The sequence below is a fragment of the Rhodobacter sp. NSM genome, from assembly GCF_052244495.1.
Taxonomy (GTDB): domain Bacteria; phylum Pseudomonadota; class Alphaproteobacteria; order Rhodobacterales; family Rhodobacteraceae; genus Cereibacter_A.
Genome location: NZ_JBQPXH010000003.1, coordinates 256900 through 278656 on the forward strand (window position 1 = coordinate 256900; position 21757 = coordinate 278656).

Annotated in this window: 20 protein-coding genes; 8 read left to right on the plus strand and 12 right to left on the minus strand. The window is 68.0% G+C overall.

Annotated elements, in window-relative coordinates; all coding sequences use genetic code 11:
- Positions 1 to 93: 93 nt before the first annotated feature.
- The 10 genes from ACTVZP_RS08320 to ACTVZP_RS08365 all read right to left on the minus strand — a co-directional run bounded on the left by ACTVZP_RS08320 (position 94) and on the right by ACTVZP_RS08365 (position 9179).
- Positions 94 to 375: a hypothetical protein gene (locus ACTVZP_RS08320; protein ID WP_443211678.1), complete on the minus strand. Its 282-nt coding sequence runs from the start codon at positions 373 to 375 to the stop codon at positions 94 to 96.
- Positions 376 to 579: 204 nt separating this feature from the next.
- Entirely contained in the window at positions 580 to 1491 is a 912-nt protein-coding gene (locus tag ACTVZP_RS08325) for a glycoside hydrolase family 26 protein (RefSeq protein ID WP_443211679.1), read from the minus strand.
- A 19-nt stretch (positions 1492 to 1510) separates the two neighbouring features.
- Positions 1511 to 3382, minus strand: a complete 1872-nt coding sequence (locus ACTVZP_RS08330) for a glycosyltransferase family 2 protein (RefSeq protein WP_443211680.1) — start codon at positions 3380 to 3382, stop codon at positions 1511 to 1513.
- Positions 3366 to 4358 (minus strand): UDP-glucose 4-epimerase GalE, encoded by a 993-nt coding sequence (galE, locus tag ACTVZP_RS08335; protein ID WP_443211681.1) that lies wholly within the window; start codon positions 4356 to 4358, stop codon positions 3366 to 3368. Before galE ends, ACTVZP_RS08330 begins: the two co-directional genes overlap by 17 nt.
- Complete coding sequence (locus ACTVZP_RS08340) at positions 4351 to 5340, minus strand: UDP-glucuronic acid decarboxylase family protein (RefSeq protein ID WP_443211682.1); 990 nt, start codon at positions 5338 to 5340, stop codon at positions 4351 to 4353. Before ACTVZP_RS08340 ends, galE begins: the two co-directional genes overlap by 8 nt.
- A 471-nt stretch (positions 5341 to 5811) precedes the next feature.
- The gene (locus ACTVZP_RS08345) at positions 5812 to 7050 is read right to left on the minus strand and encodes an RNA polymerase factor sigma-54 (protein WP_443211683.1); all 1239 of its coding nucleotides are present in this window, start codon (positions 7048 to 7050) and stop codon (positions 5812 to 5814) included.
- A 48-nt stretch (positions 7051 to 7098) separates the two neighbouring features.
- A complete protein-coding gene (locus ACTVZP_RS08350; protein ID WP_443211684.1) occupies positions 7099 to 7293 on the minus strand; it encodes a hypothetical protein in 195 nt (64 codons plus the stop codon).
- A gap of 82 nt (positions 7294 to 7375) precedes the next feature.
- A complete protein-coding gene (locus ACTVZP_RS08355) occupies positions 7376 to 8458 on the minus strand; it encodes a WD40 repeat domain-containing protein (RefSeq protein WP_443211685.1) in 1083 nt (360 codons plus the stop codon).
- A complete protein-coding gene (locus tag ACTVZP_RS08360) occupies positions 8455 to 8715 on the minus strand; it encodes a hypothetical protein (protein ID WP_443211686.1) in 261 nt (86 codons plus the stop codon). Before ACTVZP_RS08360 ends, ACTVZP_RS08355 begins: the two co-directional genes overlap by 4 nt.
- Positions 8712 to 9179: a hypothetical protein gene (locus ACTVZP_RS08365; protein ID WP_443211687.1), complete on the minus strand. Its 468-nt coding sequence runs from the start codon at positions 9177 to 9179 to the stop codon at positions 8712 to 8714. The genes ACTVZP_RS08360 and ACTVZP_RS08365 overlap by 4 nt, the downstream gene beginning before the upstream one ends.
- A 646-nt stretch (positions 9180 to 9825) precedes the next feature.
- Here ACTVZP_RS08365 and ACTVZP_RS08370 point away from each other — a divergent pair.
- From ACTVZP_RS08370 to ACTVZP_RS08405, 8 genes are all read left to right on the plus strand, one after another.
- Positions 9826 to 11493 carry an aromatic/alkene/methane monooxygenase hydroxylase/oxygenase subunit alpha gene (locus ACTVZP_RS08370; protein WP_443211688.1) on the plus strand — a complete coding sequence of 556 codons (1668 nt, stop codon included), beginning with the start codon at positions 9826 to 9828 and terminating at the stop codon, positions 11491 to 11493.
- Between the two features lie 70 nt (positions 11494 to 11563).
- Positions 11564 to 12658 (plus strand): NADH:ubiquinone reductase (Na(+)-transporting) subunit F, encoded by a 1095-nt coding sequence (locus ACTVZP_RS08375; protein ID WP_443211689.1) that lies wholly within the window; start codon positions 11564 to 11566, stop codon positions 12656 to 12658.
- Between the two features lie 30 nt (positions 12659 to 12688).
- Positions 12689 to 13747, plus strand: coding sequence for an aromatic/alkene monooxygenase hydroxylase subunit beta (locus tag ACTVZP_RS08380; protein ID WP_443211690.1), 1059 nt, complete (start codon positions 12689 to 12691; stop codon positions 13745 to 13747).
- Between the two features lie 11 nt (positions 13748 to 13758).
- Positions 13759 to 14127 (plus strand): MmoB/DmpM family protein, encoded by a 369-nt coding sequence (locus ACTVZP_RS08385; protein ID WP_443211691.1) that lies wholly within the window; start codon positions 13759 to 13761, stop codon positions 14125 to 14127.
- Between the two features lie 59 nt (positions 14128 to 14186).
- Entirely contained in the window at positions 14187 to 15209 is a 1023-nt protein-coding gene (locus ACTVZP_RS08390) for an amidohydrolase family protein (RefSeq protein WP_443211692.1), read from the plus strand.
- Positions 15210 to 15213: 4 nt separating this feature from the next.
- Entirely contained in the window at positions 15214 to 16008 is a 795-nt protein-coding gene (locus tag ACTVZP_RS08395; protein ID WP_443211693.1) for an iron-sulfur cluster assembly protein, read from the plus strand.
- A gap of 139 nt (positions 16009 to 16147) precedes the next feature.
- Positions 16148 to 17779, plus strand: a complete 1632-nt coding sequence (locus ACTVZP_RS08400) for a molecular chaperone GroEL (protein ID WP_443211694.1) — start codon at positions 16148 to 16150, stop codon at positions 17777 to 17779.
- Between the two features lie 67 nt (positions 17780 to 17846).
- Positions 17847 to 18944, plus strand: a complete 1098-nt coding sequence (locus ACTVZP_RS08405; protein ID WP_443211695.1) for an NAD(P)-dependent alcohol dehydrogenase — start codon at positions 17847 to 17849, stop codon at positions 18942 to 18944.
- A 247-nt stretch (positions 18945 to 19191) separates the two neighbouring features.
- Here ACTVZP_RS08405 and ACTVZP_RS08410 read toward each other — a convergent pair whose 3' ends face one another.
- Together ACTVZP_RS08410 and ACTVZP_RS08415 are read right to left on the minus strand one after the other, a co-directional pair.
- Positions 19192 to 21183, minus strand: coding sequence for a sigma-54-dependent Fis family transcriptional regulator (locus tag ACTVZP_RS08410; RefSeq protein ID WP_443211696.1), 1992 nt, complete (start codon positions 21181 to 21183; stop codon positions 19192 to 19194).
- 47 nt (positions 21184 to 21230) lie between these two features.
- Entirely contained in the window at positions 21231 to 21713 is a 483-nt protein-coding gene (locus tag ACTVZP_RS08415) for a hypothetical protein (protein ID WP_443211697.1), read from the minus strand.
- Positions 21714 to 21757 lie beyond the last annotated feature (44 nt).

Below are 21757 nucleotides of genomic sequence, written 5' to 3' on the forward strand. Positions count from 1 at the left end.
GGAAGCGCACAGCCCTGCCGGAACCCCTACGCCTCCGGCGCCGCCCCATGCCGACAGGAAGCCCTGCCCGCGTGGGGCGCGGGAGGACCTGCCTCAGTTGGCGTAGCAGCGAGAGCCGCGGCCGAATCCCGCCGGCGAGCAGATCCACGAGCCGCGGCCGATCTGCCGGCGCACACGGACCGCGTCCGATTCGAAGGCCGCGCGCGTGACGACGGGCTTTGCCAGCCAGTCGAAGGTTCCCGCGCTGCGCGTCTGGACGACTCCGCGGGCGGGCGCCTGATTGCGGGTCGTGTCGTTGGATGCTTCGGCCAGTTGCGGGGCCGCCAGCAGCAGCGCGAGCCCCAGGCGGGCAAAGATCATGCGAGAGGGCAACATGACAGTATCTCCTTCGCTGGACACGAAGGAAAATCGGTCAGGTTGAGCCTAAGGCAACCCCCACAACCGAAGATCCACGCGCCGGTAATTGTCACTACCGGCATTCGTCGCCCCCGATCACGCCCGCAGATGGGCCTGAACATGGCGTCTTTCGGGCGGGTAGGCTCGAATGGGCCTACCCTTGAGGACAGGTCGCCGCAGGGATCAGTTCTGGTCAGTCACACGCTGGTCGAGCCGCCAGTCCGGAAGTCCGAAGCCATGCGGCCAGGCGTAGACCTCCTTCTGGTCGTAGTAGACCACGCCGACGAGGTTGGGGTAGCTGCCGCCAGGCTGACGGACCGCCGCCTCCCAGGAGGCGACGTATCCCGCGCTGCCGGACACCCCGAGTTCAGCCACGACGACCGGCTTGCCGAACTGCGCCGCCCGCTGATAGCGCGGTCCCATCACGTCGACGTAGCTCCGGTCGCGACCGATCTCGTAGCGGTCATTCTCCTGCAGTCCGAAGACCGAGATGCCGACCAGATCGACATAATCGTCACCCGGGTAATAGGCTTCGAGCCCCTCCTCGCCCGTAGGCGACCACATGATCCGCACGTTCGGCGCCTCGTTCCGACAGATCGAGGTCATGTGGCGGAAGGCCGAGACGTAGTCGTCAGGATCCCACCCCGACCAGATGAACTGCCCGTCCGAGTTCTCCATCTCGTGAGCCCAGCGCAGGGTCACCGGGCTCTTCAGCACGGCAAGCACGTCGCAGACAGCCTTCATGTTGGCATCATAGTCGCCGCGGCGGATCCCCTCGCGCAGCGCCTGGGCCGTGTTGCGTTCCGACCGCGTCCATGTCCAGGGTTCGAGTGTCACCAGCAATGCGCGGTTGCGCTCGCGGGCGTAGCCGTCCGCGTCGATCAGCGAGGGCAGATACACGTCCTCCCAGGGAAGGAACAGGTGCTCGATCACCACGTCGCCGTCGTTCTGATAGTCGCCGCCGGGATCGTAGGCGCCATAGGGCAGATTTCCCGGCGGAGCCGCGAGGGCGGCCGACGCACCGCCGCAGAGGCCGACAGCCGCAGCCAGCGCCGTGACCATCACCCGCATCCTTCGCATTCCGCTCCGATCCATGATCCTACTCCTCAATCACTCACCCTCCGAGAAGGGAGCCGCCCTTCCATCCGGGCGCGAAGGTGAACCTCACGCGCGGCACCGACCCGCTGCCCGCACCCGACACGACATATTCGGCCTTCGTCAGTTGCAGCGGCTCGAGCCCGAAGGCGAGCGCCGCGAGGCTTTCGGTCCCGCGGCTGAGCCCGCCCGCCAGAACCAGCGCGAAGAGGCCCGCCACCGCCGCGCCCTGAAGTGCAAGGTCTCCCAGCTGCTGGCGCCAGAAGGCGCCGATCTGGCGCAGATGGTGCCAGACCATCACCAGAACGAGGCTGCCGTAGAGAACCGCATTCAGCAGGGCGAGCAGCAGGAACCCCCGCGCCTCGGCCAGTTCGTCCGCAAGGAAGACCGGTGCCACGCATCCGGCGGCCAGGGCGACATAGATCGCGATGATCTTCGGCGGAATGCGGCGGCTCGCCGCCGACCCCTTCGGCGTGATGCGGAAATCCACGAAGCGGCCGGTCAGGCGGTCGCGGATCGCCATGGCGCAGCCCCAGAGCACCCATGGCCACTGAAGCGCCGCGAAGAGCGCCTTCTCCCATGACAGCACGGGGGCGTCATGCGGCCGGAACAGGCCGTCGCGCTTCAGCAGCCAGGCGAAGGCGGTGAGGGCCAGCATGGCAGGCAGCGCATGGAAGACGAAGCCCGGGTAGGTCACGTCGACAAAGCGCATGTCGAGCATGAGGGCGAGCGCCGGCGCCACGTACATGAGCATCATGACCAGCGCGAACAGCGGATACCACAGCTGGCAGAAGACAAAGAGAAAGCGGAGCCGCGCGGGAAGCGGGCCGAGATAGCGTGGGGTATGCGACAGGAGCAGGGTCATCAGGCTGCGCGACCACTGGAACTCCTGCGTCGCGAGGTCGGCCACGTTGGCCGGTCCGTCCCCGAGGGCGATCGCGTCGATCGCGTGCACTCCGCGCCATCCGCCCGCGGCAAGCAGCATCGAGGTCGAGTGATCCTCGGCCAGTTCGGGGCCAAGCCCGCCCACATCCTTCAACGCCCGAGTACGCACCGCGTAATGCGAGCCGATGCACATCGGCGTCAGGGCGCCGGTGTAGCCGGTCTGAAGCGCGCCGTGGAAAGCCGCCTCGGCATGGAGCCGGGTCCGGGCGGCCCAACTCTCCCGTGCATTCGCCGAGCAGATGCTCGGCGCGCTCACGTAGCCCACGGCCGGGTCGGCGAAGGGACGGAGCACCTCGCGCAGATAGCCCGGCTGCGGCACGTGGTCGGCATCCAGCTGCGAGACGATGTCGTAGTCGCGATACCCCCACTGGTCGTAGAAGAAGGCAAGATTGCCCTCCTTGCAGCGGGTGCGGCGGGGCCAGACCGGCTGGTGGTAGTCCTGCCGGCCTTTCCGGCAGGAGATCCCGACCCCGTGCGCCGCGCACCATGCCGCGGTTTCGGGCGAGGGATCCTCGTCGGCAAGCCAGGTGTCGTGCGGATAGTCCTGCGCCAGCATCGCTTCGAGCGTGCGGCGGACCACGTCGAAGGGCTCCGATGGGGTCTTGGTCACGATCATCGCCACCCGCCAGCGCCCCGGCACCGGATCGGGCGAGGCGGAACGGCGCGCCCGGAACAGGACGACGACGAAATAGAGTTGCAGCGCGCTGAGCCAGACCAGCGGCACCGTGACCAGCAGGAAACCGCCCCAGCCGATGAAATGGGTCGGATCGAGCCACCAGGACCAGAAGAATATCAGGGCAGCGGCCCAGAGCGCGGCCACGATGGCATAGCGTCCGCGTTGCGCGTCGCTCATGATCGGCTCGAGATAGGACGGGGCACTCGCCCGCCGGCGCGCCTGCCGCTTCAGACGGGCACGGGCCCGCCGCGCATCATGCCGCTTCGACATCGGCGGACTCCAGTCCGAACCAGGGCGCGGCATGACGCACGATGGTGGCAATGTCGGAGCACTCCGTGCGAAAGCCGATCTCGGCCGCCGCAAGGCCCGGATCCGCCACGAGTTCGGGCGGATCTCCCGGACGGCGCGGCTCCAGCCGGACCGGCACGGGGCGACCCGTGACGCGCTCGATGGCGGCGACGATCCCGCGCACTGAGAGGCCGTGGCCCGTCCCGAGGTTGAGAGCGATGCTCTCGCCCCCCTCCAGCAGCCGCGAAAGCGCGAGCACATGGGCCCGCGCCAGATCGGCCACATGAATGTAATCGCGGATGCAGGTGCCGTCCGGCGTCGGGTAGTCGGTTCCGAAGATGGCCAGCGCGCCCGCTCGACCCGAGGCCGCCTTCAGCGCCAGCGGCAGCAGATGCGTCTCCGGATCGTGCCGTTCGCCAAGCTCACCCTCGGGATCCGCCCCCGCGGCGTTGAAGTAGCGCAGGGCTACATGGCGCAGCCCCTCGACGGCCAGATCGCGCAGCATCTGCTCGCAGATCAGCTTCGTGCGACCATAGGGGTTGATCGGCTGCTGGAGCGTCGTCTCGCGGATGGGCAGGGCATCGGGAACGCCATAGGTGGCGCAGCTCGACGAGAAGACGATGCGGGACACGCCCGCGGCCCGGCATCCCTGCACGAGGCCGATCATCCCGCCCACGTTGTTGTCGTAGTATCTGGCCGGATCCGCCATGGACTCGCCGACATAGGCCGAAGCGGCGAAGTGGATGACGGCCGCCGCCCCATGCGATCGCAGGGCAGCCTCGACCGCGCCCGCGTCGCGGACGTCGCCCCGCACCAGCGGCCCGTATCGCACCGCATCCGCATGGCCGGTGGACAGGTTGTCATAGCTCACCGGCCGGAAGCCTGCGCGATGCAGCGCCTTGCAGGCGTGCGAGCCGATGAAGCCCGCACCGCCCGTCACAAGGATCGTCTCACGCATGGTGCAGCCCGACCTCTCGCTCCCCGTCAACCTGCACCTCGCCCGCGAAATGCCGGATCGTGCGCGCGATCCCCTCCTCGAGCGGGACAGTCGGCGCCCAGCCCAGCCGCTCGGCCGCCTTCGAGATGTCGGGCCGGCGCTGGCGCGGATCGTCCACCGGCAGCGGGCAATGCACGAGCCGCGAGGCGGAGCCCGTCTGGCGCAGCACCATGTCGGCCAGGTGACGCATGGTGAATTCGCCGGGGTTGCCGAGGTTGACGGGATCTGTCGTCTCGGACGCCATCAGCGCCATCAGCCCGGCCACAAGATCGTCCACGTAGCAGAACGAGCGGGTCTGCATCCCGTCGCCATAGATGGTGATGTCCACGCCGGTCAGCGCCTGCACGATGAAGTTCGAGACGACGCGCCCGTCCTCGGGGCTCATCCGCGGCCCGTAGGTGTTGAAGATCCGCGCGATCCGCACATCGAGGCCCTGATGTGTTCCGAACTCCCAGAACAGCGTCTCGGCCGCCCGCTTGCCCTCGTCGTAGCAGGCACGCGGTCCCACCGTGTTCACGCAGCCCCGGTAACCTTCGTGCTGAAGCGGGATCTCGGGATCGCCGTAGACCTCGGAGGTCGAGGCCTGCAGGATGCGCGCGCCCGTCGTTCGCGCCAGCGAAAGCAGGTTCAGGACGCCTTCCGTGCAGGTGCGGAACGTGTGGATCGGATCGCGCTGATAGAGCGGCGGAGAGGCCGGGCAGGCGAGGTTGTAGATCTCGTCCAGCGGCCCGGTCCAGACGATCCGCTCCAGAATGTCCTGCCTGATGAACCGGAAATCGGGATGATTCAGGAGAGGCTCGATATTCTGCATCCGGCCTGTCAGGAGATTGTCGAGGCAGACGACCATATGGCCATCCGAAATCAGCCTCTCGCAGAGATGCGAGCCGACAAACCCGGCTCCGCCCGTGACCAGAACGACCTTCTTGCGGCGAAAGCTTGCCATAAAATGATCATGCCCGGTCAAATCGACCGGAATATTGCTTCCGTCCATTTCAGATACTCCGACGAGGCAAGAGCCGGGCAAAATCGCCCGCCGAGCCGCTTTAGGCATCGCTTTGGTCGATGTTCCGCCCTTCGCTCATGCAATACTTGCGTCGGAAAGGCAGTGTCGTTCGGACTCCATCAAACTCTTTCGATTTCGATACACTCTTAAGAATGTGGTTAAACCGTGTCAATATGGTGCCAGAGCCGGATAGAGCATGTGACGGAAGGAAGGCGAAAAAGGCCCGCCGCGCTTTTTAAATCTCAGGTTGATTAAATTTCACCCGGCAAAGCCCAAGGATGATTTACAGTTTTCAATGCGATAAAATCCGGCCGCTTGCGCATCCTGCAAGTGCCTCTGGCGGAAACGGGATTGTTGCGAAAGCGAAACGGTGCCACGAGAAGATCGCGACTTCGTGACGGCTGCGCCCGGTCATCCGGCGTCCACGGACTGGCGCCGGAGGACCGGCGGGATGCCCGCGAGGGCGCGGTGCTTCGCCACAGTGCGGCGCGCGACCCGCAGCCCCGCCTCGTCCAGCGCTGCCGCAAGGGCGCCATCATCGAGAGGCCGTCGCGCATCCTCTGCGGCGACCAGGGCGCGGATGCGGGCCTGAAGGGCCGCGGCGGTGAGTTCGCCGGTTTCGGCCATTGGCGCCGGGAACAGGGTGCGCACCGCGAAAAGCCCCCTTGGCGTGGCGATGAGCAGCCCGTTCACCACCCGACTGACCGTGCTCGGATGAAGCCCGAGCGGACGCGCCACATCGGCAAGGCGCAGGGGCGCCAGAGCCTCCGGCCCCCGGTCCAGAAAGGCCTGCTGCCGACGCACCGCCTCGGTCCCGACGGAAAGCACGGTCGTGGCCCGCCGGAGCAGCGCACGCTGCAGATCCCGGCCGCGCAGCCGGAGTGCCGCGAGTTCCGCGCTCAGCGGACCGGGAGGGGCGGCCTCCACGCGCAGCTCGGGCAGCGAGGAGCGGTTCAGCTCGACGGTCCATCCTGACTCACCGCGCTGCACGATCAGATCCGGCTCGCGCAACGGCGAGGCGGCGGCGTCGATGAAGCGGGCCCCGGGCTTGGGATCCATCCGCCGGATCGCCGCGAGACAGGCTTCCACCTCCGGTTCCGCCAGCCCCGTCCGAGCGGCGACGGCCCGCGGTCCCGCTTCCGCCAGAAGGTCTAGGCAATCGAGAACCGTCTGCATGGCGGGCGTGAGTTGATCGCGCTCGGCGGCCTGCAGGGCCAGGCACTCGCGCAGGTTGCGCGCGAAGAGGCCCGCAGGTTCCAGTTGCTGGAGCCGCGCGAGCGTGGCCCGCGCCTCGCCCTCCGATACCCCGGCGGCCTCGGCCACCGCGGCCACGGATGCGCCGAGCCAGCCCGTCGGCTCGAGCGCCTCGAGGAAGGCCCAGGCGACGGGCAGTTCCTCGTCCGGCAGGCGCAGCCCGATCTGGCGGAGGACATGCTCATGAAGTCCCGGCGCGGCGGCCGCGGGCTCGACCGGCACAGGAGCCGCTGCGCCGCCAGCGGGACGGCGCAGCCGAAGGAAGGGGTTCCGCTCGGCCTCTGCGGCCAGATGAGCGGCCAGATCCGCGCTGTCCATCCGCAGCAACGCGAGAGCAGGCAGAAAGCTTGTCTTCTGCACCTGCCGCTGACCAAGGCGCATCGCAGCCCGGCTCATCCGACCGCCCCGCCCGGCCGGCTCTGCCTTTCCGCCATGGCTTGTCCCTCAGTGACGGCTCACCGCGTCGGGCGCGCGGTCACTGATGAAGCGCGCCGCGAGGACCAGCGCGCCCACGGCAAAGTCGCGGCCATGGGCCGCGATCATCTCGTCCGACAGTTCGGCGATCCGCGCGAAGAACGCGTCCTTGCTGGCGGTCTCCGAAGGAGGCGCTTCGGTTTCAGTCGTGCGATCCGGTGTCATGCCGTTTCCTTTCGTGACGTGTCTGTGTCGATGGGCCGGCCCGGTGGCTGTCGAAGGTCTGTCAGCCGCGCGGGAAATGGCCTCACTTGAAGAGCTGGGCGGGAAGATCGAGCAGCGCGGCCACGCCGTTCTGGCTGCCCAGGGCGACATGGCGCCCGTCCGCCGACCAGCCGAGTGCCAGGATCGCGTCGCCGTCGGCCGGACGCAGGACCATCTCCTCGGGCTCGCCGGGACGCGCGATGGAGAGCCCGCCATTGGCGCGCCCGACCGCCACCAGATCGCGCGTCGGATGGACCGCCACGGCCGTGACGGCAACGAGTTCGGTGCGCCCGCTGCGCAGCGCGCCCGAGCGATCCTGCCCGAAGGGTGGACGCGACAGATCCCAGGCGACGAGACGATAGGCGCCCGAGGCGACCAGCGCCCTGCCGCCGGCCGTGAAGCCCATGGAGCCGGGCTTCATCGGAAAATCCGCAAGATGCGCGACACGGCCTTCGGTCAGGTCTGCAAGCCAGAGCCCCCCGTCCGCTGTTGCCCCGGCAGCCCAGCGGCCGGAAGGATCGGGCACCGGCGCGTCTTCGGGCGAGGCAAGCGGAATGCGCAGCCAGTCCTCTCCCGAGCCGACGAGCAGCCCCTCCGCATCGGTCACGAAGAGCCGATCGCCTTGCCACGCAAGGCCTCGGGCGGATGCGAGCGGCATGCTCTCGCGCATCTCGCCGTCCGGGCCGATCAGCCTGATTTCGTCGTCCTGAAGAAGAGCGATGGCATCCGCGCGCGCGGCGAGTGCCACGACCGTCCCCTCGCCCGCCCGAAGGCGCAGGTGCTGGCCGCGGGGCGTGATCCGATGAAGCCCGCCCGCGCTGTCGGCAACGAGCCATCCAGCCGCAGTGCCGCCCTCCACGATATCCACGGCGAGCGGCACCTCCGAGAGCGGAGCAGGCTCGCTCTTCCGGGGCCGGATGATCATGCGCCCGCTGTCCAGCTCGAGCCTGAGGCGTGACGGCGTATCCTCGGCATCGGCGAGTGGAGCAACCGCGAGCCCACCCGCGGCATCGCGGAAGGCCACCGCCCGCCCCCCCGGCTCGAAGAGCACCCGCACCACGGCGGCGGGGCGCTGCCACTGCCGGGCCATCAGTTCGAACGGCGTCAGCGCAAGCGTCTGGTTCATCGCCTCTCCTCCTCTTTGCGCGGCGCATCCGCCGCCATGGACCGGTCCAGTTCGGCCAGCCGCTCTTCCAGCCGCTCGAGTTGCCCGTCGCAGGTCCGCAGTTCCTCCTCGGCGGTGGCTGCCCGTGCCTCTGCCCCGGCATCTCCGGCCGCGGCCTCGATCTCGAGGCCCGACAGCCGCGCCGCGATCCGCTGCCGCTCGGAGATGAGTTGCGACAGCTCGCCCACGAGCGCCAACCGTTCCGCAAGCGCCGTCATTTCCGCCTCCGGCCCGCGGCGCGGACGGCGCTTTCCTCTGCCTGCAGCCGCTCGACGACCGCGCCGATCCCCTCGGCAAAACGCGCTTCCGCCATCTCGATGTGGCTTGCGATCGCGTCCCAGACGTCGATGCGCATGGTCGCCTCGGCATCGCCCGTCAGTTCCTCGATCTCGCGCAGGCGGAACTGGCGCGCCAGCGACACGCCGGTAAAGACGAAGTCGCGCAGCTCGGAGGCATGGCTGTCGATGAAGAAGGGCAGCAGCGGATGCTCGTCCGGCGTCGCGCCGGCGGCGGCGAGCCGCTCGGTCAGGAAGGCGCGGAAATGGGCCTGCAGGATGTCCTGGCTCTCGCCGAGGAAGCGCATGACGAAGATGAGGTCCTGCGGCGCGCGCGAGAGCACGCGCTCGGCCACGAGGCGCGGCGCGGCGGGAGGGTCTAGCGGCAGATCGCGGGAACCGGACATGTCTCGCCTCCGTTGTCGGTGCGGACCTCGATCCTAGCAGCAGCGGGACAGGATCCGAGCGGCGGACGGCCTGAAAATGCATATGCAAAGCATCTTTTTTCGGTCTTGCCGCCGGGCATTGTCCCAAGCCGTTACGGCGCTCCGTTACAGGCGTTTCAAGCCGTTACGGGCGCAGGCGCAGCATTCGCGCGGCGGTGCGGAAACCGTCGCCACACCTCGCGAATCGGCCAGAGGTGTTCGCCACCTGTAACGCTGAGACAGGTCAGCCGTTACAGCTGTAACGAAAGCTGCCTGCCGAACGGTCTGCCTGAAAACCGGGGGCAGGAAGGCGGCGACAAAAGCTGACTCTTCTACAAACTTTTTTGTCGAAGCGTGGCAGGCGGTTGTGCCGTGTCGCCCTGCTGTTCGGCGGGATTTTCGCCTGCACTGGTCGCCGCTGGCACCGCTCGTGCCTCCTATCCCTGCATAACCGTCCGCCGGTCCTCCGGTGGCAGAAGAACGAAGGATGGGAGGAGACGCCGCCCCGCATGGCGCGGGCGGCATGGCAGGCCCCCGAACCTTTGCCGTGATCCGAGAGACAAGGCGGCCCCGCAAGGGCCGCAAGCCCGCGGGCCATCCGCCCGCGCCACACATGGAGGCTCATGGCATGACGTCTTTGACGCTGAACAAGATCACCTCGCAACGCGGCATCTCTGTCGGCGAGGCGACGAAGAAGATCTCCGATCTCGGCTGGAATCCGACCTACGTCCAGGAGGCGGCGACCTTCCCCACCGACTACAAGATCGCCAAGGCGCCGCGCGATCCGATGAAGCAGGTGCTGCGCTCCTACTTCCCGATGCAGGAAGAGAAGGACAACCGCGTCTATGGCGCGCTGGATGCGGCACTGCGCGGAGACATGTTCCGCAACGTCGAGCCGCGCTGGGTCGAGTGGATGAAGCTCTTCCTCGCCATCATCCCCTTCCCCGAGATCTCGGCCGCCCGCTCGATGGCGATGGTCGCGCGCCTTGCCCCCGGCGAGGACCTGCGCACCGGCTTCACCATGCAGATGGTCGACGAGTTCCGCCACTCCACGATCCAGATGAACCTGAAGAAGTGGTACATGGAGAACTACATCGACCCGGCGGGCTTCGACATCACCGAGGAAGCCTTCGGCAAGTGCTACGCGACCACCATCGGCCGACAGTTCGGCGAGGGCTTCATCACCGGCGACACGATGACGGCGGCCTGCATGTATCTGACGGTGGTCGCGGAAACGGCGTTCACCAACACGCTCTTCGTTGCCATGCCGTCGGAGGCCGCGCGCAACGGCGACTACGCCCTGCCGACGGTCTTCCTTTCCGTTCAATCGGATGAAAGCCGCCACATCGGCAACGGCCACTCGCTCTTGATGGCCGCGCTGAAGGAGCCCGAGAACCACCTGCTGCTCGAGCGTGACCTGCGCTACGCCTTCTGGCAGAACCACGCGATCGTCGATGCCGCCATCGGCACCTTCATCGAATACGGCACCACGAACCGCGACAAGGACAAGGAATCCTACGCGGAGATGTGGCACCGCTGGATCTTCGAGGACTACTACCGCACCTACATGCTGCCGCTGGAGAAATACGGCATCAAGGTGCACCACGACGACGTGCACGAGGCGTGGAACCGGATCACCAAGAAGCACTACGTCCACAAGGTCGCCCAGTTCTTCGCGGTGGGCTGGCCGGTGAACTTCTGGCGGATCGAGGCCCAGACCGACAAGGACTTCGAGTGGTTCGAGGCGAAGTACCCCGGCTGGTACGCCGAATTCGGCGAGTTCTGGAAATGGTATGCGAAGCTCTCGAAGCCCGGCCAGAAGGTCATCACCTTCAACGAGGAAGTGGGCTACGTCTACCCGCACCGCTGCTGGTCCTGCCTCGTGCCCTGCCTGATCCGCGAGGACATGGTGGTGGACGAGATCGACGGCCAGCTGCACACCTTCGCGCATGAACTGGACCGCTGGACCGCCGTCGAGGCCTTCGCCGACGAATACCAGGGCCGGCCGACCCCCGCGATGGGCCGCTTCTCGGGCAAGCGCGAGTGGGAGACGCTGTATCACGGCTGGGATCTCGCCGACGCGATCAAGGACCTGAACTTCGTCCGCGACGACGGCAAGACGCTGACCCCGCAGCCGCACCTGCGCTTCGACGACAAGGACATGTGGACGCTCGACGACGTGCGTGGTCACACGCTGCTCTCGCCGCTCACGCTCCTGCGCGAGATGAGCCCCGAGGCGCGCGAGCAGCACATCGCCGACTACCGCGCGGGCTTCACGATCAACACCTGCCACTGACCAAGACCCGGGGGGCCGGCGACGGCCCCCTTCCAGACGGCACGAACGGACGGCAGGGAGGCCGAACCGAATGGGCGTTCATACCGCAGCCAAGCAAACCGAGACCGCGGTCGAGACCCACACCGTGCGGCTCGAGCCGGTCGGCGTGGAATTCGAGGTGCGCGAGGACGAGACCGTGCTCGAGGCGGCCTTCCGGCAGGGCATCGCGCTGCCGCACGGCTGCAAGGAGGGCCAGTGCTCGGCCTGCAAATGCGTCCTCGTCGAGGGCGAGGTCGATCTGCTGAAGTATTCCACCTTCGCGCTGAACGATTCCGAGCGCGAGAGCGGCCACATCCTGATGTGCCGCACGATGGTGCTCGACGACCTGACCATCGACCTTCTGAACTATGACGAGGAGGTCCTGTCCAAGTCGATCCCGGTGAGAACCTTTGCTGGCCGCATCACCGGCTTCGGCGCCCTCACCCACGACATCCGCGGCGTCGAGATCGAGATCGACGCCCCCCTGAAATTCTGGGCCGGACAGTATGTCGACATCACCGTCACCACCGAAGAAGGGGAGACGATTACGCGGTCGTTCTCCATGGCAAATCCGCCGGGCGAAACCCAGAAACTGCGCTTCATCATCAAGAAGTACCCCGACGGAAAGTTCTCAAACCAGCTCGACAGCGGCGGGATCCGGCTCGGAGCCTCCGTCTCCGTCACCGGGCCCTACGGGATGTGCTTCCGGCGCGAAGGACGCGAAGGACCGGTGATCCTCGTCGGCGCGGGATCAGGCATGTCGCCGGTCTGGTCGATCCTGCACGATCACCTGGCCTCGGGCGAGGACCGAGAGGTGCTCTTCTTCTACGGCGCCCGCACGCCCGAGGACCTGTTCCATCTGGATGAGATCGCGGCCCTCACCGAGGCCCATCCCTCGGTCCGGTTCATCCCGGTCCTGTCCCATGCCGCCGTGGATTGCGGCTGGGAGGGCGAGCGCGGCTTCGTCCACGAGGCGGTCTCTCGCATCCTGCGCGAGGAGGGGATCGAGGGCCAGGGCGACGTCTATGCCTGCGGGCCGCCGCCGATGATCGACGCGCTGCAGCCCGTGCTCTTCATGCTCGATTTCGACAGCGATCGCATCTTCTTCGACCGCTTCACCACCACCTCCGGCGCATCGGGACACTGACGCCGGCCATTTCACCAGGGAGGACGACCAATGCCAGCACTTTCGAGTTCCGTGGGCTCCGGCGCGGCAGGAGCGGCGATCTTCGCGGGCTCTGCCAGCCGGCGCTACAACTACTTCGAGCCGCGCGGCAAGCGGGCGACGCATTACGAGGACGTCACCTGTGACGTCCAGCCCGATCCCGAGCGCTACCTGATTCAGGACTGGATCATCAGCTTCTCGAACGGCAAGGGTGCCTACACCAAGGACAACACCCATGCCCGCAGCTCGAACTGGCATGCCTTCCGGGCGCCTGATCAGGAGTGGGAGCGGACGCATTACCAGCGCCAGTCGAAGATCGAGACCATGGTGCAGTCGGTGATCGCGAATGCCCGCAAGGCCGGCGCGCCCCGCGCCTTCGACCGTGCCTGGGTCAAGATCCTCCAGACCCATCTGGGCGCCTGGAAGCACGCGGAATTCGGGCTCGGCACCTCGCTGATGCAGGCGCAGCGCTACGGCTACACCCAGATGATCAACAACGCGACGCTGACCAACGCCTCCTACAAGATGCGGCTCGCGCAGGACATCACGCTCTATCTGGCCGAGATCGGCATGGACATCGAGGGCTGGGACGACGAGGCCGGCAAGCGCGCCTGGCTCGAGGATCCGGTCTGGCAGCCCTGCCGCGAGGCGGTCGAGACGATCATGGGGACCGAGGACTACCTCGAGCAGTATTTCGCGATCAACCTGATCTTCGAGCCGCTGGTGGGCGAGCTCTTCCGCTCGGGCTTCCTGATGCAGGCTGCGGCGGCCAACAACGACTTCATCACGCCTCCGGTGATCTCGGCGGCCGAGGCCGATTACGAGCGCAACCTCGCGAATACCATCGACCTGATGTATCTGCTGGTCAGCGACAACGAGCATGCCGAGGCCAACCGGGCGCTCTTCCAGACCTGGATCGGCAAGCACACAGCTCTGGCCGACAGGGCCGCGGCGGCGCTCCAGCCGATCTGGTCGCAGCCCCACTCGAAACCCGTCAGCTTCGAGGATGTCCGCGCCGTCTCGCATGAGCGGGTGGACCACATTCTCGGCGAACTCGGCCTTTCCCGCTAAGGAGACCAGACATGTCGATCGCAGCCCGCGACAGCAGCAAGTCCAACATCTTCAAGTCGATGAAGGACATCACCTTCGAACAGACCATCTCGCACCAGTGCGGGGTCACCATGAACGACTCGGTCGAGGCCCGCGCCATCGCCGAGTTCATGGACCAGGATCCGGCCGTGACCGTCACCTACAACCCCGCGCTGATCCGCATCGACGGCGAGGGCAAGCTGATCTTCAAGATGGACGAGATCAGCGAGTTCCTCGGCAAGGACATGACGGCCGAGATGTTCGAGGTGAACACCTCGACCCACTACGGCCGCATGGTGCGGGTGGACGACAATACCGTGATCCTGTTCGGAAACATGGACGAGGTCTTCGAATACATCTGACCGACCCGGGGCGGGCCTCCGGGTCCGCCCTGCCCCATCGAGATGACAGGGAGGAAGACATGTACAGAACCGCCGATGGCCGCGAGATCTTCATCGTGGATGCGCATACCCATTTCTGGGACGGCAGCCCCGAGAACCAGGCCAATATCCACGGCAAGCAGTTCATCGACTGCTTCTACGCCTATCATTCGGCATTGAGCCCGAAGGAAGAGGTCTGGGAGAAGTCCCGGTTCGAAAAGTACTCCGAGGACGACATTTATCGCGACCTGTTCGTGGACGGGCCGGACGACATGGCGATCATCCAGACGACCGTGCTCGGCGACTTCTACAAGACCGGCTTCGGCTGCATCGAACGGGCGACGAAAATGGCGTCGCGCAATCCGGGCCGCTTCATCGTGAACGGGGCCTTCGACCCGCGCGACGGCGAGAAGGCGCTGGAATACATCCACTACATGAAGGAGACGCACGACATCCAGGGCGTGAAGCTCTACACCGCCGAATGGCACGGCGACAGCCGCGGCTGGAAGCTCACCGACCCTGCCGCCTACAAGTGCTTCGAGCTCTGCGAGAAGCTCGGCATCCGCAACATGCACGTCCACAAGGGTCCGACCATCATCCCGCTGTCGAAGGACGCCTTCTCGGTGGGCGACGTGGACGATGCCGCGACGGATTTCCAGGGCCTGAACTGGATCGTGGAACATTGCGGCCTGCCGCGGCTCGACGACTTCTGCTGGATCGCCGTGCAGGAGACCAACGTCTACGGCGGACTCGCCGTGGCGCTGCCCTTCATCCATACGCGGCCGCGCTACTTTGCCGAGGTCATTTCCGAACTTCTGTTCTGGCTCGGTCCGGACAAGATCCTCTTCGGCTCGGACTATGCGATCTGGACGCCGCAGTGGCTGGTCGACCGGTTCTGGAACTTCCAGATCCCCGAGGACATCGCGGCCGAACGGGGGGTGCAGCTCACCGACGAGATCAAGGAGAAGATCCTCGGGCTGAACGCGGCGCGCATCTACGGCATCGACGTGGACGCCAAGCGGCGCGACTTTGCGGACCATCCGGTCCTGATCGCGGCGGAGTAGGCCCATGCAGGTGCCGACAACCGGAAAGGGGGCCCAGGTCTGGGCCCGCCTCGCCCGCGTGGCGGACCCCGAACTCGACGAGCCGGTCACGGATCTCGGCTTCGTCGAGCGCCTTGCGGTCCTGCGCGACCGGGTGGAGGTGGACTTCCGCCTGCCGACCTACTGGTGCTCGCCCAATTTCGCCTTCCTCATGGCCGAGGGCATCCGCCGTGAGGTGGCAGCCCTGCCCTGGGTCGCGCAGGTCCGGGTGCGGCTGCTCGACCACCTCTTCGCCGACAAGGTGAACCGCGGCGTGAACGAGGGCCTGACCTTCGGCGAGGTCTTTGCCGAGGAAGAGGGCGGCGATCTGGCCGAGCTTCGTGCCAAGTTCGAGGAGAAGGCCTTCCAGCGCCGGCAGGAGGCGGTGCTGCTCGCGCTGCGCGAGCGGCGCCTGCCCGAGGAGGAGGTCTGCGCCATGACGCTGGGCGATCTCGACCGGCTGCGCTTCGCCGGCGGCAGCGGGGCGGTCGAACTGCCGCGCTACCGGACGATCCTGCGCGACACGCTGCGTGCGGTCGAGCCGCAGGACCCGGCCTTCGTGACCTGGGAGGGTGATCCGCTGACGCCCGCGACGCTGCCGCGCCACATGGCGCGCCTGCGCTCGGTCCGGATCAACATGGAGTTCAACGGCGCGCTCTGCCGCGGCCTGCAGGCCGCGCGCTACCGCGACGCGCCCGAAGTGACCCCGGAGGAACCGGAGCTGATCGACTTCATCCTTGGCCGCGTGCCCCCGCGCGAGCCTGTCGCGAACCGCTTCTGACCGGCGCCGGCCGGGATGCCGGCCGGTCGCTTCGCACCGCACCCGCGGTGGCCACTGACGCCAGAGCCAGCCGCCGAAGGGCGGCGCGCCAACCAAATGCAGGAACGCCCCGCCCCGGCGGCGGCGCAGGGAGGAAGACATGCCGAAAAAGATGCTTCACAACCACGACGCCCGGAAGGCCCTCGCCCGCGGCGTTGCCCGCCTTGCCGCGGCGGTCGAGCCGACGCTCGGCCCCAAGGGCATGAATGCGATGATCGACCGCCCCGTGGGCACGCCGCTCGTCACCCGCGACGGCGTCTCGATCGCCTCCGAGATCGAACTGCCGGACCGCTTCGAGAACATGGGCGCGCAGGTCGTCCGCGAGGTCTCGATGCAGACCAACGAGGTCGCGGGCGACGGCACCACCACCGCCATCGTTCTGGCCAACGCGATGATCCAGCAGGGAGTTATCCTGGCCGAGAAGGGCGCGAAGCCCGTGGATCTCTGCCGAGGGATCGAACTCGCCGTGGGCCGCGTGGTGGCCGCGCTGAAGGAAACCGCCCGGCCCGCGCATGACGACGCGGCGATCCTCTCGGCCGTGGCCCGCATCGCAGCCACCGACGAGGCGCTTGGCGCGCTGGTGGCCGAGGCTCATGCCCGCGTGGGCACCAGCGGCGTCATCACCACCGAATACGGCGTCACCGTCGAGACGACCCTCGAGGTGATCGAGGGCATGTCCTTCGACCGCGGCTATCTCTCGCATCACATGGTGACCGACACCGAGAGCATGGAAGCCGTGCTCGACCGGCCGCTGATCCTGATGACCGACCAGAAGATCCGCGATCCCGGCGCGCTCGCCGCGGCGCGGGGCATCGCGAAGGAGGAAGGCCGGCCGCTCCTCGTCATCGCCGAGGAAGTCTCGCCCGAGGTGGTGATCTCGCTTCTCGAGGCGCCCGCGCCCGAGCGCTATCTCGTGGTCCATCCCCCGGAATACGGCCACTGGCGGCGCGCGATGATGGACGATCTCGCCATCCTCACCGGCGGCTCGGTGCTGGCGCGCGACCTCGGCCACCGGATCGAGGCGGTGACGCGCGCGCAGCTCGGTGCCGCCGCGCGCGTGGTGACAAGCGCGAGCCACACCACGATCCTGCGCGGCGAGGGCGATCCCGCCACCATCTCGGCCCGCCGGGCGCAGGTCCAGCGCCAGTACGACGCCGCCCCGCCGAACATCGAGCAGGACAAGCTGCGCGAGCGGCTGGCGAAGCTCTCCGGCGGCACGGCGGTGATCCATGCCGGCGGCGTGACGCCGGTCGAGCAGAAGCGCACGATCCAGCTGGTCGAGGATGCGCTGAACGCCGTCCGCGCCGCGGCCGAGGAGGGAGTCGTGCCCGGCGGCGGCACGGCGCTGGCGCAGGTGGCGCCGGTTCTCGACACGCTCACCGGGCTTTCGGGCGACGTGGCGGAAGGCGTGCGGCTGGTGCGCTCGGTCCTCAGCCGGCCGCTGGCGCGGATCGCGCTGAACCGCGGCAGCGACCCGAATGCGGTCGTCAAGGCAGTGACCGAGGCCGAGTCCGGCACGGGCTTCGACGCAGCCACAGGCCAGCACCGCGACATGATCGGGGCAGGCATCATCGACCCGGTGCGCGTGACCACCGCAGCCCTCGCCAATGCCGCATCGGTCGCGACGCTGATCCTGACGACCGAGACGCTCGTCGGCCATTTCGACGAGGTGGAGGATCCGACCGAGGGCCCGGCGCTCGGCGGCGGGGCCGAGCGGCTCGGCCGTCCCTGAGGCCCCCGCGCCCGCCGGTGCTCCCCCGGCGGGCGATCGATGCGAGACGATCCCAGAGGAGGATGCGATGAAGGCTGCACGGCTATACGAATACGACCCGGCGATGAACGTCCGGCTGAAGATCGAGGAGGTTCCCGCCCCTACCATTGACCGGGCCGACGAAGTCATCGTGAAGGTGGGCGCGGCGGGACTCTGCCGCACCGACCTCCACATCATCGAGGGCGTGTGGAAGGACATCATGGACACGGGCGGCAACCTCCTGCCCTACATCATGGGGCACGAGAACGCAGGCTGGGTCGAGGACGTGGGCTCGGCCGTGACCTCGGTCAAGCCCGGCGACGCGGTGATCTGCCATCCGCTCCGCACCTGCGGGATCTGCCTCAACTGCCGGCACGGCCACGACATGCACTGCCAGAACAACCTTTTTCCGGGGCTGGGGCTGGATGGCGGCTTCGCGGAGTACTTCAAGACCTCCGAACGGTCGCTGATCAAGCTGAACACCGGGATCACGCCGCTCTCGGTCGCCCCCATGGCCGATGCGGGGATCACCGCCTATCGCGCGGCCAAGCGGGCGGCGAAGCTCCTCAATCCCGGCGACTGGGCGCTGATCCTGGGCGTGGGCGGGCTTGGCCACATCGCCCTTCAGGTTCTCAACGAGATGGCAGGCTGCCGGACCATCGCGGTCGACCGCGAGCCGGGCGCGCAGGTGCTGGCGAAGGAACTGGGCGCGGACAAGGTGCTCTCGGGTGGGCCCGACATCATCGAGGAGGTGCGGCAGATCACCGGTGGCGGCGCGAAGGTGGTGATCGACTTCGTGGGCGAACTCGGGGTCGAGAACCTGTGCTGGAAGCTGCTGAAGAACGGCGGCGACCTGATCATGGTGGGCTACGGCGGCACGATCGAGATCCCCACGCTCGAGCTCGTGGCCCGCGAGATCCGGATCGGCGGCAGCCTCGTCGGCGACTACACCGAATTGGTCGAGCTGATGGAGCTGAACGCGGACGGCAAGGTGAAGATGCACCAGACCGAGTTTGCGCTCGACGACATCAACACCGCGATCGACGACTTCAAGAACCGCAGGTTCGCCGGCCGCGGCGTGATCGTTCCGGGTGCAGCGCCCGCGAAGCCGAAGGCGGTCGAGAAGCTGGCCGAAGCGGTGAAATGACCCGATGGGGCGGCTCCGGCCGCCCCTCGCCCGCCGATCCGGGCCGCCGCTGACAGAAGCAGATGCTGCACAAGGTCGCCGCTCCTCGGGCCGGCTCGCCCGGTCACGCGCCTCGGGGGACTGCACAGAAGGGGCGGCCCGAGGCCCATGCTGCCGCTGGCGCTGGCGCGGGGCAGCGGCCCCGCCCCAACTCAGCCAGCAGCGGCCGCGCTTCTTCTCCGTCAGCAGCGGCCGTGCACCTTCTCAGTCAGTCGTAGATCCTGCGGATGCCGTAGTGGCGCATCTTGCGGTAGAGGGTGGGCCGTGAGATCCCGAGGATCGCGGCCACCCGGGTCACGTTGCCCTCGGCGCTCGCGAAGGCGCGGCGGATCGCGGCTTCCTCCACCTCGTCCAGGCTGACCTCGGTCGCGGGCTGGGCCGGCCCCCGCCGCATCGGCTCGGGCAGGTCAGCGGCCCGCACCTCCCGACCGCGCACGAAGACATGCAGCCGGTCACAGAGGTTGCGCAATTCGCGCACATTGCCCGGCCAGTCCCATCCCTCCATCAGCGCCATCGCCTCGTCTGCGAAGACGAGCGGTTCGGTGCGCATCCGCTTCGCGGCCGCCGCGTTGAAATGCGCGACGAGCAGAGGCACGTCGCCCTTCCGCGCGCGCAGCGGCGGAACCTCGATCGTCACGGTGCTGATCCGGTAGTAGAGGTCGCGCCGGAAGGTCCCGGCCGCCACGTCCTCCATCAGGTCCCGGTTGGTCATCGCCACCACCTGCACATCGACCGGCCGCCGCCGGCTGTCGCCCACGCGGTAGATCGCGCGCTGTTCCAGGACGCGCAACAGATAGGGCTGGATGTCGAGCGGCATCTCCCCGATCTCGTCGAGGCAGAGCACGCCGCCGTGGGCAAGCTCGAACTTGCCCGGCCGCCCGTCGCGCATGGCGCCGGTGAAGGCGCCGGCCACATGACCGAAGAGCTCCGAGGCCACGAGTTCGACCGAGATTGCCCCGCAGTTCATCGTGATGAAGGGTGCCTCCGCACGACGTTCGACGAAAGAGGCATGGATCAGCCGCGCGAACAGCTCCTTTCCGGTGCCGGTCTCGCCCTGAATGAGGATCGAGGCGCCGGCCTCGGCCGCGCGCCGTGCGAGGTCGAGGGCCTCGAGAAACGCGTCGGAGCGGCCAATGATCGGCAGTGGCGCCTCGGCGGTGCCCGCGCGCGGCGGGATCCGGCCCGCGACGGCAGGTTTCGGCGGCGCCATGGGACCGCCGGGCACGCGCGGCAGATGCAGGACCGTGCCCCTCTGCTCGCCGTCGAGCACGAGCCGGCTGATGCCGGAGGGGCGCAGCATCGGCGGCAGCGCCGCTGCGATCTGGCTGTCGCTCGAATGGCGGCCGAGGTCGACCAGCGTCTGACCCAGCCGGAGCGCCACGCCCCGGTCGCGCGCCTCGGGCGGCGTGTTGCGGCTGAAGACGACGCGCCCCATCCGGTCGAGGATCACCACCCCGTCCTCGGTCCCGCGCCCGGCGCCGGTGTCGATGAAGGCCTCGAGCAGCCGCTCACGCTCCTGCCGGTGCCGCTCGGCAAGCCGCGCCTCGATGTCGCGCGCGGCGGCGGCCACAAGGGCGAGGTTGTGCGGACGGAAGATGCCCGGCCCGCCCGAGAGGTCGATGGCCCCGACCGTGCCGAAGCCGAACGGGTCGCGGATCGGGGCTGCCGCACAGGTCCAGCCCTTGATGCCCGCACAGAAATGCTCCGAGGCATGAACGAAGGTCGGCCGCCCCTCGCGGATCGCCGTGCCGATGCCGTTGGTGCCGATGGCCGCCTCGTCCCAGTTGCCGCCCACCTCGAGATTGATCTCGCGCCCGAGGTCGCGCGTGCGCGCGTCGCCGATCGCCCGGATCACCACGCTCTCGGCATCGCAGAGCAGGAGCATCGCGCCCGCCCCCTCGAGCAGCCGACCGAGCTGATCCAGCGTATCGGTGGCCGCCTCGAGCAGTTCCTGCGAGCGCGCCAGCCGCTCGCGCACCTGCGTCTCGCAGGCCTGCAGAGGCGCCTCGCCCGCTCGCGCGTCGGTGCCGACCCTGCGACAGCGCTGCCACGAGGCGAGGATCTCGGGCCGCACGCCCGGGGCTCGTGGCTCACCCGCCCCGCTGAGCAGGTTCTCCCAGGCCCGCATGGTGGCACCGTGGTCGTAGGCTACCGACGGAATGGCCAGAGCGTCCGTCCGGTGGCTTCGGGAATCAGACATCCCGTATCTCCCTGATGTCCCCTCGGGGAATAGCTGGGTCCGTCGGATCAGACGGCGAGACCGAGACGCGCCGAGAGCTCCTGCGCGAGGCGCTCCTCCGTCATCTCCGTCGTGATCCCGCAACCGTCGAGGTCCGCCAGAACGGCGGCGGTCTCGGCGTCCAGCGCAGAGATGAAGCCGTTCTCCGCACTGGCCAGGAAGAAGCGCAGACGCCCGTCGCGCCTCCGGATCTCGCCGAGGAGGTGGAGCTGCCGGCCGGAGCTGGCGCAGGCCACCACCACCCGTCCGTTCCGGCTGATGCGAAGATAGGGCGATTGCTCTGCCTTGGGGGCGGCGCCGCCCCAGGCATGGATCCGGCCCGCCGGCTCGCGGTCAGCAACTGCCGCCTGTGGCCTGCGGGAAGCGGAATATCCGCCGCCGGTCAACTGATCCGCAAGGCGGTTGATACTGCCCCGGTTCGCATCGATCAGATGGCGCGCGGCTGCGTCCTCGCGACGGGGACCATCCCGCCTCGAAATGATGTCGACCATTCGTCCTCCCCTGGCCGACGCCGACCCTCCCCGGTCCTGCGTCG